13 protein-coding genes, 1 tRNA gene and 1 pseudogene are annotated in these 17,047 nt (G+C 41.0%); 9 read left to right on the forward strand and 6 right to left on the reverse strand.

The features are described 5' to 3' along the window. The first annotated feature begins 327 nt into the window (after positions 1-327). The 5 genes from TY03_RS09935 to TY03_RS09960 all read left to right on the forward strand — a co-directional run bounded on the left by TY03_RS09935 (position 328) and on the right by TY03_RS09960 (position 4,363). The gene (locus TY03_RS09935) at positions 328-1,371 is read left to right on the forward strand and encodes an HU domain-containing protein (protein WP_042369689.1); all 1,044 of its coding nucleotides are present in this window, start codon (positions 328-330) and stop codon (positions 1,369-1,371) included. Positions 1,372-1,377: 6 nt separating this feature from the next. Further along, positions 1,378-1,899 carry an FHA domain-containing protein gene (locus TY03_RS09940; RefSeq protein WP_042369691.1) on the forward strand — a complete coding sequence of 174 codons (522 nt, stop codon included), beginning with the start codon at positions 1,378-1,380 and terminating at the stop codon, positions 1,897-1,899. 80 nt (positions 1,900-1,979) lie between these two features. Beyond that, entirely contained in the window at positions 1,980-2,126 is a 147-nt protein-coding gene (locus TY03_RS22630; protein WP_187373987.1) for a hypothetical protein, read from the forward strand. A 271-nt stretch (positions 2,127-2,397) separates the two neighbouring features. After that, positions 2,398-2,676, forward strand: a complete 279-nt coding sequence (locus TY03_RS09945; RefSeq protein ID WP_042369693.1) for a hypothetical protein — start codon at positions 2,398-2,400, stop codon at positions 2,674-2,676. Between the two features lie 523 nt (positions 2,677-3,199). Beyond that, positions 3,200-4,363 carry a DUF4221 family protein gene (locus TY03_RS09960; RefSeq protein ID WP_148335637.1) on the forward strand — a complete coding sequence of 388 codons (1,164 nt, stop codon included), beginning with the start codon at positions 3,200-3,202 and terminating at the stop codon, positions 4,361-4,363. Positions 4,364-4,644: 281 nt separating this feature from the next. On the opposite strand, the gene TY03_RS09965 is transcribed toward TY03_RS09960, so the two are convergent. Then, positions 4,645-5,706: a LacI family DNA-binding transcriptional regulator gene (locus TY03_RS09965; RefSeq protein ID WP_042369703.1), complete on the reverse strand. Its 1,062-nt coding sequence runs from the start codon at positions 5,704-5,706 to the stop codon at positions 4,645-4,647. 198 nt (positions 5,707-5,904) lie between these two features. On the opposite strand from TY03_RS09965, the gene uxaC reads away from it, so the two are divergent. The 4 genes from uxaC to TY03_RS09985 all read left to right on the forward strand — a co-directional run bounded on the left by uxaC (position 5,905) and on the right by TY03_RS09985 (position 9,655). Then, on the forward strand, positions 5,905-7,311 hold the full coding sequence (gene uxaC / locus TY03_RS09970; protein WP_042369705.1) for a glucuronate isomerase: 1,407 nt from the start codon (positions 5,905-5,907) through the stop codon (positions 7,309-7,311). A 147-nt stretch (positions 7,312-7,458) separates the two neighbouring features. After that, positions 7,459-8,547 carry an acyltransferase family protein gene (locus TY03_RS21440; protein WP_052332459.1) on the forward strand — a complete coding sequence of 363 codons (1,089 nt, stop codon included), beginning with the start codon at positions 7,459-7,461 and terminating at the stop codon, positions 8,545-8,547. 141 nt (positions 8,548-8,688) lie between these two features. Continuing rightward, positions 8,689-9,492, forward strand: a complete 804-nt coding sequence (locus tag TY03_RS09980) for an MBL fold metallo-hydrolase (RefSeq protein WP_042369707.1) — start codon at positions 8,689-8,691, stop codon at positions 9,490-9,492. A gap of 90 nt (positions 9,493-9,582) precedes the next feature. Then, positions 9,583-9,655 (forward strand) — tRNA-Lys (locus TY03_RS09985). Positions 9,656-10,218: 563 nt separating this feature from the next. Here TY03_RS09985 and TY03_RS09990 read toward each other — a convergent pair. From TY03_RS09990 to TY03_RS10010, 5 genes and pseudogenes are all read right to left on the reverse strand, one after another. Continuing rightward, positions 10,219-10,551 (reverse strand): hypothetical protein, encoded by a 333-nt coding sequence (locus TY03_RS09990; protein ID WP_042369709.1) that lies wholly within the window; start codon positions 10,549-10,551, stop codon positions 10,219-10,221. Continuing rightward, positions 10,545-10,853, reverse strand: coding sequence for a hypothetical protein (locus tag TY03_RS09995; RefSeq protein WP_042369712.1), 309 nt, complete (start codon positions 10,851-10,853; stop codon positions 10,545-10,547). Before TY03_RS09995 ends, TY03_RS09990 begins: the two co-directional genes overlap by 7 nt. 21 nt (positions 10,854-10,874) lie before the next feature. Continuing rightward, positions 10,875-16,187, reverse strand: a complete 5,313-nt coding sequence (locus tag TY03_RS21445) for a hypothetical protein (RefSeq protein ID WP_052332460.1) — start codon at positions 16,185-16,187, stop codon at positions 10,875-10,877. 33 nt (positions 16,188-16,220) lie between these two features. Beyond that, complete coding sequence (locus tag TY03_RS10005; RefSeq protein WP_042369714.1) at positions 16,221-16,679, reverse strand: hypothetical protein; 459 nt, start codon at positions 16,677-16,679, stop codon at positions 16,221-16,223. A 1-nt stretch (position 16,680) separates the two neighbouring features. After that, positions 16,681-17,047, reverse strand: a pseudogene (locus TY03_RS10010) (hypothetical protein); the annotation flags it as partial.

Genomic DNA, 17,047 nt, shown 5'->3' on the forward strand with positions numbered 1-17,047 from the left:
GTGCTACTCCTGCTTATGGCAGAGAATTGCTGTTTCATCGTCACCTCATTGGTCTGTTAAGTTATTTTCATGTAGCAAAGAAGAGTCTACCTCTTACCACCAATAATTAGTATATGAATGACACCAAAAGTACGTATTTAACACTCCGTTAATATACTAATCATTGAGACCAAAAATACGTACTCTTGTATCGATCTGAAATACAATATATTATATAAACATTTTTATTGGATTATAGTTTTGAAGTGTAATCAAAAATTAATTCTACTCAAGAAAAAAACGGCTAGAAAAGCCAAGTTCTGCGATAAATTTACTATTTTTGCAAACATGATCGAATTAGCACAGCATATAGAGATATTATTGTTGGAGAATGATTGCGTAATCGTTCCCGGTTTTGGTGGGTTTGTTGCTCACTACGCCCCTGCCGTACGAGTGGAGCATGAGAACTTATTTCTTCCACCTATGCGTACGATCGGGTTTAATCCGCAATTGCGGCTGAACGATGGCGTATTGGTGCAATCTTATATGAATGTGTATGATACTAATTTTTCGGATGCTGCCAAAAGAATTGAAAAAGAAGTAAGCGAACTCATCGCTACGCTCCACGAAGATGGTAAAATCGATTTGATCAATGTGGGCGAAGTACGGTATACCATTCATGATACGTATGAATTTGTTCCATACGACCATAAAATCACTACTCCTTATTTATATGGGCTCGATTCTTTTGAGATGAAAGAGCTCTCTGTGCTGCGACAACCCAAAGAAAAAGTGTTGACGCCGGTGGTGCTGGAAGAAAAAAAGAGCTACGAAATCAAAATAAATCGTGCCTTACTGCGCAATGCTGTTGCGATAGTTGCGGCTATTGCTCTCTTCTTCTTTCTGTCAACCCCCATAGAAAATACGTATGTGGAGAAAGAAAATTATGCGCAGTTGCTGCCTTCCGATCTATTCGAGAAGATAGAAAAGCAATCGGTGGCGACCACCCCTATAGTCATGGCAAAAAAATCGGTTACTAAAACAGATAAAAAGCAGCAGCCTACTGTTGCCAAGCCCATAGCCGTAAAAGAAATTAAAGTAGCCAAGACCCCGTCCGTAGAATCGGTATCCGTGCCCGAACCGACCGAAAAGTCGCGTGTGGAAGATAATCGTTTTCATATCATTGTGGCTGGAGGTGTTGCACTCAAAAATGCAGAAACATTGGTCACAAAACTCAAGGCTGAGGGATTTGAGAATGCCGCCGTGCTACATAGTGATGGTAAAATTCGTGTAAGCATCATGTCTTACGCTACCAATGAAGAAGCTACCAAACAAATGCTACAGCTTAGAAAAAACGAGGCATACCAGAATGCCTGGCTGTTAGCTAAATAAAGAAATATGAAGAGAATTTTATGTCCGAAATGTGAAAATTACATTTCTTTTGATGAGACCAAATATAGCGAAGGCCAATCCTTGGTATTCGTATGTGAGCATTGTAGCAAACAATTCAGTATTCGCCTGGGAAAGAGTAAGGTCAAGGCACTTCGCAAAGAGGAGGACTTGGAGGAAGAGCTTCAAAACGAAGAGTTTGGCTGCGTAATGGTTATTGAGAATATTTTCGGTTTTAAGCAGATACTTCCTTTGCAAGAAGGAGATAACATCATCGGCCGTCGTTGCGTAGGTACGGTTATCAACTCCCCGATTGAGAGTAGCGACATGAGTATGGATCGCCGCCACTGCATTATCAACGTCAAGCGCAACAAGCAAGGTAAGATTATTTATACGCTGCGCGATGCTCCCAGCCTTACCGGTACTTTTTTAATGAACGAGTTGCTGGGCGACAAAGATCGCATCCGCATTGAAGACGGAGCAGTGATAACCATTGGAGCCACTACCCTTATTCTTCGGGCTGCAGAGTGATTTTTCAAGGGGAAATGCACTGAACAAAGCGTTGTTTACTTTTGTTCTTAAAGCATAATTAACTAAACCCTTGACAAATTATGAGAGATAGAAAAAGAACCTGGATTGTTATAGCCATTATCATCGCTATATTATTGATAGGTTATTGGGTGTTTTTTTCACCGGAAGTAAGAAATGACGTTCAGCAACAATCAAAAGATGTAATCGAAGATCTCACCCTTGATTAAGCTGCAAACGGAAAATAAAAGAGCAATGTACTTTCAAAGTCATTGCTCTTTTATCATTTTAGGGTATCAATGGCTAGCTTTTATCAAACTTCCTAAAATATCAAAGAGCGAATTATTGAATAAGAATACATTATTTAATTACTATACTTAAAACACTAAAATTCATCATATTTTATCTAAACTAATTAATAAAAGTTAATATTGCTATTGATTTAATACTGTATATCAATAATTTAACTATAATTACGCATGTTAATCAAAAAACACACATATGAAAAAAACGTTCTTTAAAATTAAACAAGTAAGCTCATGCTTTACCTTTTTATTGGCTTTCATGATGGTTAGCCTTAGTGCTTGTACTCAACACACGATATTAAACATGGACGACTCTCTTGAAGATGGAAAAGAAATTATTGCAGAAAAAGAGATTTCTTTTGATGAATTCGAGAAAACACTAATGGAAAATAGAACTGTTTTGTCTGAGCCAGAAAATCCAATTAATATAGCTGCGTTATCCCTACTCACAAGCTTATATTTTTCAGAGTATTAAATGCAAATATGCAATCAATATGGTAATATCGAAAAGATTTTTTTATAGTATTCCCGTTGTTATAATTGGAATTATAGGATCCTTAGTCGGATTGACAAATCTGATATTTGTGAATAATAAGGATACTGATTGTTGGCTAATGACACTCATTTTCACTCTTTATCTTCTAGACTTTCGAATATATAAAACAACGGGAGAAACAAGCGCTTTTCGTCGAGCTATGTTTTTGATATTATTCTTCTTCCTAGCTATGTATAACTGGTGTAGTACCTAATCACTTTAGTTTTGTCTTGAATGAAACCTTTGATCAATATATTGCTGTTGTTTCTCCTGTTTGCAACATGTACCACTGCGACACACGAAAAAAGGCTGACTTATACCGATTTTCCGGAGACAATGGTATACCATCCGCCCCATAACCTACTAAAGAAAGGAGGGCTCGGCAAAGGTAGTAATTGTATTGCTTTCCGTTGAAAGGATAAATGCAGAGCTTTAATTATTGGAAAACCTAAAAGAAAATGATATGAAAAAGTATTTTATGAAAATATTACTGTTCTTTTTACTCATTTGTCTTCTTGCCTCGTGTAAGAAAGAGAAAATGTCAAGTTCATATCATTGTAAATTGGAGGCTACTGAAAGCATTAAAAAGTTTTTTTTAGATTCGGATGTACGATATAATGCTTTCTATTTATTTACATTTAATAATGGTAAAGGCAAGGAGTATCTTTCTTTTTTAAACTATCGTACAAACCAAATTCTTTTCTATGACTTTGCCACAAGTAAGTTTCTTTTTAAATTGAAATTAAATTCTGAAGGACCTAATGGAGTAGTTCAACCAACTGGCTTTTACATAAAAGATTTTGATAATATATATGTTTCTTCTTATGCTTATAATGGATTGATGAAGGTCGATACATTATGCAACCTTATTCAAAAAATTCCATATGGAATGACGAGTACCGGATATAAGGTTATTCCTTCATATAATCCGTCATCACATCCATATATACCGCCTGTTGTTATTGATAATAAAATATATATAACCCAAAATGCAGTGAATCATTTTCATCCCATAGCCGAAACACCACTTAGTGTGATAATTGATACTGTTTATAAGAAATGCGAAAGTCTTTCTTTGACTTATGATATTCTGACTGCGGATGAGTTGCAAGCGAATGATTCGAGGTTTAGTCGTGCATATAATGGGAAAGAATTTATTTATTCTTTTTATGTAAGTGAAGATATAATTGTTGCATCGATTGATCATTCTGAGATAAAGAAAATTAAAGTTAAAAGTAAATATATTGATTCTCCTACTGCAAGGCAAGAAGATACAGAAAAGGGTCCTAAGCTGAATCTTGAACTAGCTCGCTATGGTGATTTGATATACGATCCTTATAGAGAGGTTTACTATAGGTTTGCATACCCTAAAACGACTTTGGAAGATAACATTAACTGGTGGGGAAAAGCTGTTTATGGTAGGAAGAAATTTTCGGTTATAATATTGGATAAAGACTATCAAATAATAGGAGAAACATTGTTCCCAGAATCAATATATAATTCTTATGTCTCATTTGTGCAAAAAGATGGATTGTATATAAGTCGTGATTATCAAATGCTTTATGGGGGAAATGAAGATTATATGTCTTTTGAGTTGTTTAATCTCGCAGATATCGAAAAAAAATAAGACGAAGATTTTTTAATGTAAAAATATAAGTTTATGTTGAAATATGGTTTTCTATTGTTGTCTTTATAAACACATGTTTTTTTAGGAAACTTTAATTGGCAGAAAAAACAGAAAGCTATTTTTACTTTAGAGAATATAGGGAATAAGTAGTACCTAGTCACTTTCGTTTCCCACTGTAAATCGTAAGTTCTACACAAAATACGATATTTCCATCTGATTTGTCACAAAAGAGAATACGCAAAGATGAGAAGTTTCAGTACATAGACAATACTGTTGATATGTTATTCAAATTCGAAGTAATATTCGATATTTTCTTTCATTAGAATATCAATAGGCATGTATTTGATCGGAGCAACCGTCTTTTTAAAAACAACATGATTGCACAAGGCTTTAATACCGCAATATCCTTGCAAAGCAGGACGCTGTCCGATCAGATAATGAACATGACCTGATTGGAGCAGTGATACGTTATCTTTCAGCAAGTCGTAACCAATCAATCCATTCATTCTCCGACCTGTTTCTTTGAGGAAATTACCTACCTGATATACACGTGAGTTAAATACGACTCCTAAAGTTGCTTTGGGATGAGTGCTGAAAAAATGTTCAAGCACTTGTTTGTTCTGATCGGAATTAACCTTATTGAGTATCACATCATGTATGGTCATCCGGTCGTGATTCTCAGCAATGTACTGCATAAAACCATTCATGCGACGTTGCATTTGTATCTCGCCCGGGTTCTCTTTGTTGTTGCTCAGAAACAGTACAAGCTCCTGTTCGGGAGAGTAGTTTCGCATCAATATCTTAGCTGTTAAATAGCCGCTTTGATACGAATCTTGTCCGCTATACGTAAGTGCTCCGGCCTGCTCCATGTTGAAGTCGATAAATGCATAAGGTATCTGCTTCTCTTGTAACCATGCCAGTAGCGTGAGGGTTTGCTCGCGAAAATTAGGAGCCAACAAAATGCCGTCTGCTCCACTTTCTTGTACTTTACCGAAAATCTCTCGGTACGAAGCTTCCTTTCCCTGTTCGTAATGCAAATAGTTCACGGTGATATTGAACGGATGCAGCTCTTTATGGGCGCGCTCAATACCCAATACAACCGAGTGCCAATAATCGTGTTCGACATAATCGGGTATCACGCACGTGAGGGTGTATTTTTTCTTGGCAGCCAACCCGATTGCGAATATATTGGGCTGATAATCAATTTCGTTCAGCACTTTTTGTACTTTTTCTCTACTTTTGGGAGATACGTCTCCCCTATTGTGCAATACTCGATCTACTGTTCCGGCAGAAACACCTGCCAAACGTGCAATGTCTTTGATAGTATAACTCGGTTTCTCCATGGTGTTAAAACTTAAATATTATAAATATTCGCCGCAAATATACGAATTATTTTGTTACTCCAAGTAATACTTCTACTTTTGTGTTCGATAACGGTTTATAAGTTTAAAAGGATATTTTAAATTACCAGTCTTATAATCAGTTACATAATCTAAATTTACCGAAAAGTAATATTTTAATATACTCTAAAACACAGTAAAATGAAAAATTTTATGGACGACAACTTTCTGTTGCAAACAGAAACTGCACAGAAATTGTATCACGAACATGCGGCTAAGATGCCGATCATCGATTATCACTGTCACTTAATACCCCAAATGGTTGCCGACGACCATACGTTTAAATCATTAACAGAAATCTGGTTGGGTGGCGATCATTACAAATGGCGCGCCATGCGTACCAATGGTGTTGATGAGCGTTTCTGTACGGGAAAAGACACAAGCGATTGGGAGAAATTTGAGAAATGGGCCGAAACCGTACCTTATACCTTCCGCAACCCGTTGTATCACTGGACTCACCTTGAGCTGAAAACAGCCTTTGGCATTGACAAAATTTTAAATCCGAAAACCGCCCGTGAAATTTACGATGAGTGTAACGAAAAGCTTGCCCAGCCCGAATACTCGGCTCGTGGCATGATGCGTCGCTATCGCGTAGAAGCTGTTTGCACAACGGATGATCCGATTGATTCGCTCGAATATCATATTAAAACACGTGAAAGCGGATTTGAGGTAAAGATGTTGCCGACTTGGCGTCCGGACAAAGCAATGGCTGTTGAGGTTCCCGGTGACTTCCGTGCATACATGGAAAAACTTTCGGAGGTGAGTGGTATTACTATTTCGGTTTTCGACGATATGATCGCAGCGCTTCGCACCCGTCATGACTTCTTTGCCGCGCAAGGGTGTAAGTTATCGGATCATGGAATTGAAGAGTTTTATGCCGAAGATTATACCGAGAGTGAGATCAAAGCCATCTTCGATAAGGTATACGGTGGAGCGAATCTAAGCAAAGAGGAAATACTGAAGTTTAAATCGGCCATGCTTGTTATATTCGGCGAGATGGATTGGGAAAAAGGCTGGACACAGCAGTTCCACTATGGAGCTATTCGCAACAACAATACGAAAATGTTTAAACTACTGGGAGCAGATACAGGCTTCGACTCAATCGGCGAGTTTACAACAGCCAAAGCGATGTCTAAGTTCCTCGACCGCTTGAACTCGAACGGCAAGCTCACAAAAACCATTCTTTACAACCTCAATCCTTGTGCGAACGAGGTGATTGCTACCATGTTGGGTAACTTTCAGGATGGTACCGTTGCCGGAAAAATACAATTTGGTTCGGGATGGTGGTTCCTCGATCAGAAAGATGGTATGGAGAAACAGATGAATGCTCTTTCTGTGCTCGGCCTGCTTAGCCGCTTTGTGGGAATGTTGACCGATTCGCGCTCATTCCTTTCTTATCCACGTCACGAATATTTCCGTCGCACGCTGTGCAACTTGGTAGGCCGTGATGTAGAGAACGGCGAAATACCGGTTTCGGAGATGGAGCGTGTCAATCAGATGATTGAAGACATTAGTTACAATAATGCTAAGGACTTCTTCCGCTTTTAAATAAGACAACTTGTAGATTGTCGAAGGAATATAATAGATGATCGGCGTAGATTTTGCCGATTAGCCCTCTATACTTGGGTATAATGGACAAAATCTACGCCTAAAATATATAAAAATAGAAGAAAAGTAAATATCTTTGTTCCCACAATGACAATCGAAGAACTACAATCCAAAACCATTGACTGGCTGCGGTTTCCGATGATAATCGGAGTCTTGCTGATTCATAGCTACAAACCACCGATCAACAAAGGTGGTATGATACTGGGTAATGATCAACTGATCTATCCTGTATTTCAGTTTCTACGCAACTTAGGTTCGGAGGTTGTGGCACGTTTAAGTGTTCCCATGTTTTTCCTTTTTGCCGGCTATCTGTTTTTTCAGGCAACACGTTTTGACAAACCTTTTTATGTAAAAAAGCTGAATAGCCGTTTTCACTCTTTACTCATCCCCTATCTCTTTTGGAATACATTTGCCATTCTAACCTTCGCCTTTCTGCAACAAGTTTTAGGGCTGTATTCCTTAGCCTATGGTCCGGTACCTTTGGTGGCCAAGTGGGATATTATGGATTACTTTCGCTGTTTTTGGGATTTTCGTCCGCCCCATTATCCATTGGTCTATCCGCTGTGGTTTATTCGTGATTTGATGATAACCATGCTGTTGTCTCCCCTATTCTATCTGCTTCTAAAGCGTCTCAAAAGAGCGGCTATGCTGATGTTTTTTCTGTTTTGGATAACCGGACTGTCGGTTCATTTTACGGGAATCAATACCATGGGTATTTTCTTTTTTATGTTAGGTGGTTCTTTGCGGCTGTCGAGAAGAAATATGGTTACGGAATGCCGAAAGTTTTTTCGTTTTTCGCTGATTGCTTATCCCATTCTGGCAGTTTCGGATGCGTTGACAAAAGGGCTCTTTTTCAATTCTTACATACACAATGCTGGAATTTTGATCGGCGTACTGTTTTTGATTAATGCCGTTTCGTGGTTGCTGGATCATAAGAAGATAGCTGTAGGTACGTTCTTACCCGGTGCAAGTTTCTTCTTGTTTGCCGCTCACGAGCAGTCGTTAAGTCAAATTCGGAAAAGCCTAACCGCTCTCTTTCCACCGGGAACACTCTTTTGCGATGTGATGCTTTATGTGTTGCCCTTATTAATTCTTATTCCGCTTGTTTTGTCGGTTTATTATTTATTAAAAAAGCACTTCCCATCTATACTTCGCATCATGGTAGGTGCCCGATAGTATTCTTGTGTTTTGTCGAATTCGTCGATTTCATCGACAAAAACAAGAAAACTTACTGCTTAGTCTATTCTTTTTTATGTATATTTGCGCTCACTTTACTACAAAAGTTGGCGGCATTTTGCATTTTAAAGACAAAAAGACATGAAAGTAAGATTTATAAGTCTGGCAAGTGGCAGTAGTGGAAACTGCTATTATCTAGGCACCGGAAAATATGGAATATTAATTGATGCAGGCATAGGAATTCGTACCATAAAGAAAGCACTAAAAGAGATCAATGTTTCGCTCGAAACGATACGTGCAGTATTTGTGACTCACGATCATGCAGACCACATCAAAGCTGTAGGGCATTTAGGCGAGAAATTTAACATCCCCGTTTATACAACTGCACGCATTCACGAAGGCATCAATAAAAGCTATTGTATGACCGAGAAATTGAGTAACTCGGTTCGTTATTTGGAGAAAGAACAGCCGATGAAGCTCGAAGATTTTTGTATCGAGTCTTTTGAGGTTCCTCATGATGGTACCGATAATGTAGGTTATTGTATTGAGATAGGAGAAAAAGTTTTTTCTTTTCTTACCGACCTTGGCGAAATTACTCCTACTGCAGCTAAATATATATGTAAAGCCAATTACTTGATCATAGAAGCCAATTATGATGAAGAAATGCTAAAAATGGGACCGTATCCTACCTATCTAAAAGAACGCATATCAAGCAACACTGGACATATGAGCAATTCGGATACCGCAGAGTTCTTGGCCGAGAATATTAACGAACATTTAAAATACATCTGGCTTTGCCATTTGAGCAAAGATAATAACCACCCCGAGTTAGCATTTAAAACAATTGAGTGGAAATTAAAGGCAAAAGGAGTACTTGTAGGGAAAGATGTGCAACTACTTGCTTTAAAGCGAAGTACACCTTCGGATCTTTATGAGTTTGAATAAATAAAGAAAAAAGAAGAAAAAAACCTATATTTTCGTTTGGTCAAACCAAATAAAACGCATATCTTTGCAACCGCAAAAGCGAAGTACCAGGCACTCTTAGCTCAGCTGGTAGAGCAATTGACTCTTAATCAATGGGTCCAGGGTTCGAGTCCCTGAGGGTGTACTTTTTTTACTATAAGGGGAATCTGAAAAGGTTTCCCTTATTCATTTAGAATCAATCACTTATCACTATCACTCTTATAATCAGTTTTTTGTGCGGGATTTGAACCAAATCAATAACTCTGGTATGAACCGATATAAATAGACACAATCAGACGTATTGCGATACATTTTGTGGAACATATAACGAAAAATGTGATACAATGAGTGCAATAGCATCGGCTCGGCATGTATATGACCGACATCGTACAGCTAATAACCACATATTAAACGGATAGACTATAAACGTCAAAACGACTTGTAAGCTACCTGCAAATCGTTTTGTATTGTTTTTAACATTGTTAACACAAAACGAAATGTGTGTTTTGTGTTTTAATATTCAAAACGAAGATCCGCCCAGCCTGTGATAGATCTGGCGGTTTTTCTTTTACAACCTTACATCACGATTACAACATTTTTTGCTTTTATAAAAAATATGGTTACTTTTGCAGATGTGCATAACTGTAAGGTTATTAAATAGTTTTTTGTCAACCCGCCCAGCCTGTTGAAGGTCGGGCGGTTTTTCTTTTACTTGGTTGCTTTAACTGGAGCAGGAGCCAACAACGCTGCTACCTCTGAAAGAATCTGCTCAAACACCACGACGTGCGGTGCTATCTCTTCACCTTCTTGCAAGCAGATTTGTTTGTTACCTGATTCTCTAAACATATTGCCGACGTATGCTTGACGCTCGACAGTCTGTTTGCCTTCGGGTGTCTCGATCTCTTCCGATACCTTCTTAGTAACGTCGCAATGCAGCTTTACAAGCTCGTTATTATCCAAACTGTAATTTACTGCGTAGGCGTAGTTATCTGTGATTACTTCGCCTCTTACCTCTTGTTTTCTTGATTTTTCTACTAACATGATGTTATTTTTTTTGAGTTAATAATATTGTCTAATACTGGAAGCAGTTCAACCTTGACGAACGCCAAGAGGGTTTTATCGACAAAGTGCCGTATTACGACAGCTGTCTCAGGCGTAACTTCTACCTCACCATTTAAATAGATATCCCGTCCTATCTCCTGATCGGCTATGTCGGAAACGCCAAAATGAATCGCATTACCAAGAAGTGTATGTACATCTTTGTAATCTACTTCTCCTTTTTCGGTAAGCAAAACGTTACCTTCCACATCTTTTACTTCGATTTTTCTAAAGTCAATTTTCATAATTTGTTGTTATTAAATTTGTTACCATTTGTTTCTACCGAAAATCATCACTTGAAATTCTGCCGGGTCTTTCTCGCCACCGCCATCATCTTTAAATTGCAATGCAAAAGAGTTCGCAGCATGGCTAAGGAAACCAACCGTAGTATTCCACCAATTCCAATTATCGCGAATCTGAGCATTACCAATCGCATGAACAAAGTAATCCACATGACCAAGGTTGTGCGTTATTGTGTAGCACCCGCTCTTTGACCGCGAGATAGTCGGAACCATTCTACGCCCGTAGGCGTCTAGCCCTAAACCATCTCCCCACGATCTAACAAGAGTGGGATTCCAATTTGAGCAGCTGTAATGTCCGCACCATAAAACACCGGGCGCGTTCCAAACCTCGCCTGCACGTTGTTTAAAGAGATGCGATCCAGCACTCTCAATAGCGATTGCCGAGGACTGGGCTTGTATGCCAAGACACCTACCCGTTGCTCCATGAGAGTAGAGCGACAACACCGATCCATTATCATTTCGAATAGCAAGCATAGACGCGGAATCGTTTTCGTTAATACGCAAGAAGCGTATCATATTATCACCGATCATAACCTTTCCGGTACTATCAGATGAAGTCAAACTGTTTCCATTAACGGTGAACCCGCCGATCTTAGCTCCTTCTGTCAAAACTATGCTACCACCTTTGAGCGTATTATTTTCTATAACCATACCGCCGATCTTAGCACCGTCCGTTACAGTTAGCTTTCCAGTGGTGATATTGGTAGCGGATATAATACCAGCGATCAAATTTCCGTTCAATATGGTCGTGCCGAATATGCTGACTTCATTCCCCGCAATGCTAATACCTGTCTTTACTTTCGATTCAATAGCACCATCTACTTTTGCAGTCAGTCCTAACCAAATATTATCAGGATTTAGAGCCAATTCCGCCGAGGCAACCCTACCTGTCAAGTCGTTAACCGCAGTAACTTGTGCAGTGATCTGCGTTGCCTGTTGCGTTATTGCCGATTCTGCCGAACCCACACGCTGCCCAAGGGTATTAAAATCCGATTGGGAGACTTTAGACGCGATCTGATTAGCCTGTACGGTTAGAGTTGCTTCGGCGGCAGATACACGATTGCCCAGCGCGTTAAATGTGTCGTTAGATACTTTTGCTCTTATTTCTGTTGATAATATATCAAGTTCTGCACTAACCTCCGAACGTGTTGGCGTATCTTCAGCACTACTGCATTCAAAAACGGTTGCATAACACAACCACCATTGCAGTGTCTCTGCTCCGGCGTCAAGGTAGTAAAAGTTTGTAGAAGATGTGTTGCCCGAGCCACCACGGACGTATGATACATATTCCGCCCACTTCCCTTGCCCAGCTGTTGGTGTTAGCCATTTTTGGTAACCGCCATCGCCTATGCTGTTAGAAGCAAAGCAAAGATTTGAGCCAACAGGAATCCACGCGATGATCTTGCAAATATATTCGCCATAAATATGTACGTAATTAGAGAAATAAAACCCACCACGACCCGGAGTCTGTGAATATCCTGTAGACGTTATCACCAGTTGATAATTCGAATCGGTAGGGTTATTGGGGTCACGACCTAAGCGGCTAATCCCCACCGTTCCGTTACCGAGATTATTATATACACCTATACCATTTAGCCCGATCTTAAATGTTGGGTCACGATATAGCATCTTAGCTCCCGCGAGTTTGGCCGCTAAGTTCGCATATTCAATAGCGATGTTTTTTGTCTGTTCGCTGACAGTCAACCTTATTGCATCAGGTGTTATTTTCGCTTCGGCAGACGATAAACGATTATCTAAGCCTGCAACCTCTGTTTGATTGGCCTTAAGAGAAATGCTATTGCTTAACTGTGTGATGCTTGTAGATACTTCCGTTTTTGTTGGATATTTACCTGCCGCATCATTGATCGCTGCCTGTTTGGCATCATCCGCTTTGGCTTGTGCATCAAGTTTCGCCTCGGCTAACTTCGCCTGTGCGTCCGCAATGGCACGCTGTTCTTCGGCTGTAACGATACCATCAGCGTATGCACTTGCTTCGGTTTTGGCGAGTGCAGCCTTTGCAATGGCAACCGCTTCGGCAGCGGCTTGGGCTGCGTCTGCCTTGGCTTTGGCGTCTGCGGTGACGTCCTCGGTGGCGGGTGTCCAGTCGGTAGGCTTGTTGCCGCGTTCGAGTTTCATATAGGCAACCCAAAAGAATGTACCGCTATTTGCGCCTCGGTATAAAAATGGTCTGAAAGAATTCGCATCACCAGTCAGTTTGAATACAATATGTATCAGCTTCCAAACGCCGGGATTTAATCCCGTATCGGATTTAGTTACATTGATTTTACCTTGATTAGTATTGTCTTTCCCTGCGTGATAATGCAATGGCACGCTACTGTTGTTGGGAATATAAGATTCGCACAAAACCATTGCCGAATAAGTGTATTCAATACCGGGCTCTATCGTCAGCCAAGGATGATACAGGCCAGCCCCAACATCAGTTTTAAGAGTTGGATTTCCATGATATAGTACAGTATTGTCAATCGTGTACCCGCCTCCATTGTCTGAGACACCACCATTCCAACCAGCAGTTCGCCAATTGCTGGAATTTTTAAGTAGGTTGGCGCCTCCGACCTGCAAACCGTCTACCTTACCGTCCGCATACTCTTTAACCTCGGTAATCTTACTTTCAAACAGTCCGCCTGCTACCGTGAACTCTTGAAATAAGCGCGTTACCGTATCGGCTTTAGCCTGTGCGGTCGCTGCTGCGTTCTGTGCTGCTTCGATCTCACCCTCTACGCTCTTACCATTACGAAGCACGAATATACCTTTTAGAAATACGTTCATGGCATACAGACCGTAACCGCTCGGCTGGAAGTCTGCCGGAAAATCGGTGTCGGTAATACCATCTAAGCTTCCTAAAATTACTTTATTCTTTCCGACCAAGCTCGTTGAGTTTACACCATCCATTACAGAGATACGCGGCTTTCCATCCTCTGAAGCAGTCAGGTAAATCAAGCCTTGACGGGCTTTGTTGGTCGCGTTGCCCATCTGCACCAAGTCGTCACCTATGGCGGGAACAGCTCTGTTCGTGAACTCCGATTTGAGCACAAGAATAGAATTATTGCTTATCGACGATACACGAACCCAGTAGAATTTAGCATGACCGTTTGAGAATACCTGACAGCGAACGTAATCGTCAACGACAAACTGCATATCGCCCTCGATGCCGATCACGTAGTAAGCAGGTGAGCCTGTTGTTTCGGCTACGGACTTGATGCGACCGTTGCCGTCTGATATTACCAAGCCACCGTTAACCGAACGTACCTTCGAAATAATCATCTCAAAGATCGTCATTACCTTGCGCACTACTACGTTGTCTATCTCTAAGTTCCAATCACCGTTAAGAGCCTTTGAAATCTTGAAACCTTCGCCCATTAAACCGGGAGTGAACGCTTCGGAGCTTACGTAATCTTTGATAATAGTGCGCATCATGGTAGCCACGTGAGACACGTTCAGATCGTATGTCTCAGCGAGTGCCTGAACAAGCAGATTAAGGGTTGCTATTTGTTCCGAAGCGGTTACATTCGTAGCATTCACCTGCACCGCATCAACTAACTTTGCAGAGATTGTTTCAAGAACACGCAAGTAATCGATATCCGCACCACCTGTGACGTTTAACCCCTTCTTTAACTTGGCTAGCTCTTCGGCAATGAGGCTATCAACTGTTAAACCGTTCTTGACCTCGGATCCGCCAAATAGTTTTAATAGGAAATCCGTCTGATCAGGCCCTGTTCTACTAAGTGCCCTCTTCAATATCTCTGCCAATGTTTTCTTTGCCGTATACAGATTCGAATCACTCTCCGGTGTGTTTTCCCAACTTTTAATCATATCCGGCAATCCGGAGAGGGCTGCTTGTGCATAGTGCTTGGCATCTTTGATACCTTGCTCCATAACGGCCTTTCCACCCGGATTCGCCAAGTCACTAATCTCAATATCTGCCGACAACGGCTCGTTCACCTTACGGGTAATTTTCGTTATTCGACTGTCTCGGTAACCTATTTCAGGAAAGTATTTATCACTCATCAGGTGTATACGTTGCCCAACGGAAAGTGATACATTTCGCTTGCTCAGATCGATATAGTCGGTAGGGGCTTTATATACACTTTTATCGAGTTTGTTTTTATTCATGTATTCCGCTACGGCAGTTTCAAACTCTGTCTCCGCTAATGCGTAATACTCCGTAGGCATGGTGATATTGTACAGAATGTAGTCATCGCCGGGCTTCATGACCAACGCACCGGGCAACTGCATTTCGTTGTCGTATGGCCATTGAGTGATGATTTCGAACTCTTTTTTATCGGCTTGGTAGTTTACTTCAAAGTCGCGCCCTGCCAAGTCTCCCGTTTCAAAGACAATTTGCTTAATCAATCCGGCTATTACATATTCGTTCGGGTTGAAGTTCAACTCCGGATCAGTGAAATAGTAGATATCAAAAGGTTTTTTATTCTCGCCCGTCTTGGTCTCTTTCCGAACCACACCTACCTTGCCGACTCTACGCGGATATATGGCCGCAAAAGCAGCTTCTTCGTAGTGCTCAATGATTCCGTAGTGCGTATTCTGCTCAAGATACTTCACACCACCGGGCAGATGTAGGCGACTGCTTCCGTATTTCTTGGGATCAATATTCCGGTTGCTTCCCATTGGGAACAAACGGGTAAAGAACTTGGCGTTCTCGTTTGTATCAAGCGTGATCTCCTTAAGTCCACTACCATAACCCAGTTCAATAAGCTCGCCATATTCACACCGGCACAGGTTGACGGTAAGACCGTCTATCCACCATTCCGTTTCGGCAGCAGTGGCAATCGATGCAAGGGCATCATTGCAATAGGTTCCGTTATAGTCAATGGTAAGATTATCGGTGGCAATAACCTCGCCTACCTTCCAATCGGTGGTTCCCATCACACGGTTGATATTCTCTACCACCAGTCTTACCTGTTCGATTGCCGGAGCGGTGAGAGAGAAGACCGGGTTCAGTTCATTGTCCACTGTCTTCAAGCAGAGAGCACGACGGATCACGCTTTCGATACCGTAGAACTTCGTATTGTAACTCCATTCAATAGTCGATTTCTGATTCGGAATATAGGCTTCGAGCATCCGGTACCGTTTACCTAAGAAATCAACATAGTCGTTCACATCGAGCTGCACGCGGTCAAAGAGAACAAAGGACAGGCTCAGGATATAGTCTGCCATCAACCCCTCGGCAAGTGTCGATGAGTCGGCGGGCGATATGGTTGCTTTTAACTGTCCTTCTTTATTATAAATATTGAGTTCCATTTAATCAGTCTTTAATCAATGTTTAATCGTTATTCAAATACCCGGCTTCGGTTCGCGAAACTTCAACTTAAAGCGTGAAGCGTAAACCGCCTCTTCTTTCAGGTATGTCAGTTGCTCATAGTTGGTACAATCCTTATAGTACATCCTATAAGTCTTATTCAATTCCGGCACCTCGATGTTAAGCCAACCACTCTTCAAAAGCGTGATAAAGGCTGTGTACTTGGCAAACCAATCGGTTTTCGTTTCGGCGGTGAGCGCAAAATACAGGGTGATGTCACGTGCCTCGAAGCGAGGAATCGGTAACACGTCGGGCAACGCCTCACCATCTTGCTCGCGATATGCTACGGCTGTATATGGCTTCATCGCCGGGGGCTTAAGCAATTCGTTGTAGTTCGCATGATCCCCTGCTTTGAGTTCGGTCAAGTAAGCGCCATAGGTTGTATATACATCCTGCCCGTTAATCAGTAAAAGCCCTTCCAATACCTTTTCCATCTTATTTCATTTTAAATCCGTCACGTTTCAATTCCGAGATATCAGCGGCCATCTGCTCCAAGTACTTACAATAAGCCGTGTTCTCAACTATTTTAGATAGCGCGTCAATGGCTTTGCCCATGATCATGGAGATATCCTTCACCGTATCGTCAATAGTACTCACATGCCCCTGTACGGAGGTAAATAACCCTTCGAGCTTCGTACCCTGATCTTGTGTCATCGTAGTGAAGGCTCCGGCTTTGCCACTTTGTGATGTTGTGGACTCCCAGCCAAAATCCTTTGCCATATTGTCCCGGGCGGCCGTCATGGCTTCGATGAGCTCTTTATATTTCTTCTGAATCTCGTCGGATTCAATTTTCGTTATATCG

The sequence above is a fragment of the Bacteroides neonati genome (assembly GCF_000499785.1).
Taxonomy (GTDB): Bacteria; Bacteroidota; Bacteroidia; order Bacteroidales; family Bacteroidaceae; genus Bacteroides; species Bacteroides neonati.

Coding starts and splice junctions, on each gene's coding strand:
- TY03_RS09935 (WP_042369689.1), top strand. CDS start 328: ATGATCGAATTAGCACAGCATATAGAGATATTATTGTTGGAGAATGAT.
- TY03_RS09960 (WP_148335637.1), top strand. CDS start 3,200: ATGAAAAAGTATTTTATGAAAATATTACTGTTCTTTTTACTCATTTGT.
- TY03_RS10005 (WP_042369714.1), bottom strand. CDS start 16,679: ATGGAAAAGGTATTGGAAGGGCTTTTACTGATTAACGGGCAGGATGTA.
- TY03_RS22630 (WP_187373987.1), top strand. CDS start 1,980: ATGAGAGATAGAAAAAGAACCTGGATTGTTATAGCCATTATCATCGCT.
- TY03_RS09940 (WP_042369691.1), top strand. CDS start 1,378: ATGAAGAGAATTTTATGTCCGAAATGTGAAAATTACATTTCTTTTGAT.
- TY03_RS09995 (WP_042369712.1), bottom strand. CDS start 10,853: ATGAAAATTGACTTTAGAAAAATCGAAGTAAAAGATGTGGAAGGTAAC.
- TY03_RS09990 (WP_042369709.1), bottom strand. CDS start 10,551: ATGTTAGTAGAAAAATCAAGAAAACAAGAGGTAAGAGGCGAAGTAATC.
- uxaC (WP_042369705.1), top strand. CDS start 5,905: ATGAAAAATTTTATGGACGACAACTTTCTGTTGCAAACAGAAACTGCA.
- TY03_RS09980 (WP_042369707.1), top strand. CDS start 8,689: ATGAAAGTAAGATTTATAAGTCTGGCAAGTGGCAGTAGTGGAAACTGC.
- TY03_RS21445 (WP_052332460.1), bottom strand. CDS start 16,187: ATGGAACTCAATATTTATAATAAAGAAGGACAGTTAAAAGCAACCATA.
- TY03_RS09945 (WP_042369693.1), top strand. CDS start 2,398: ATGAAAAAAACGTTCTTTAAAATTAAACAAGTAAGCTCATGCTTTACC.
- TY03_RS21440 (WP_052332459.1), top strand. CDS start 7,459: ATGACAATCGAAGAACTACAATCCAAAACCATTGACTGGCTGCGGTTT.
- TY03_RS09965 (WP_042369703.1), bottom strand. CDS start 5,706: ATGGAGAAACCGAGTTATACTATCAAAGACATTGCACGTTTGGCAGGT.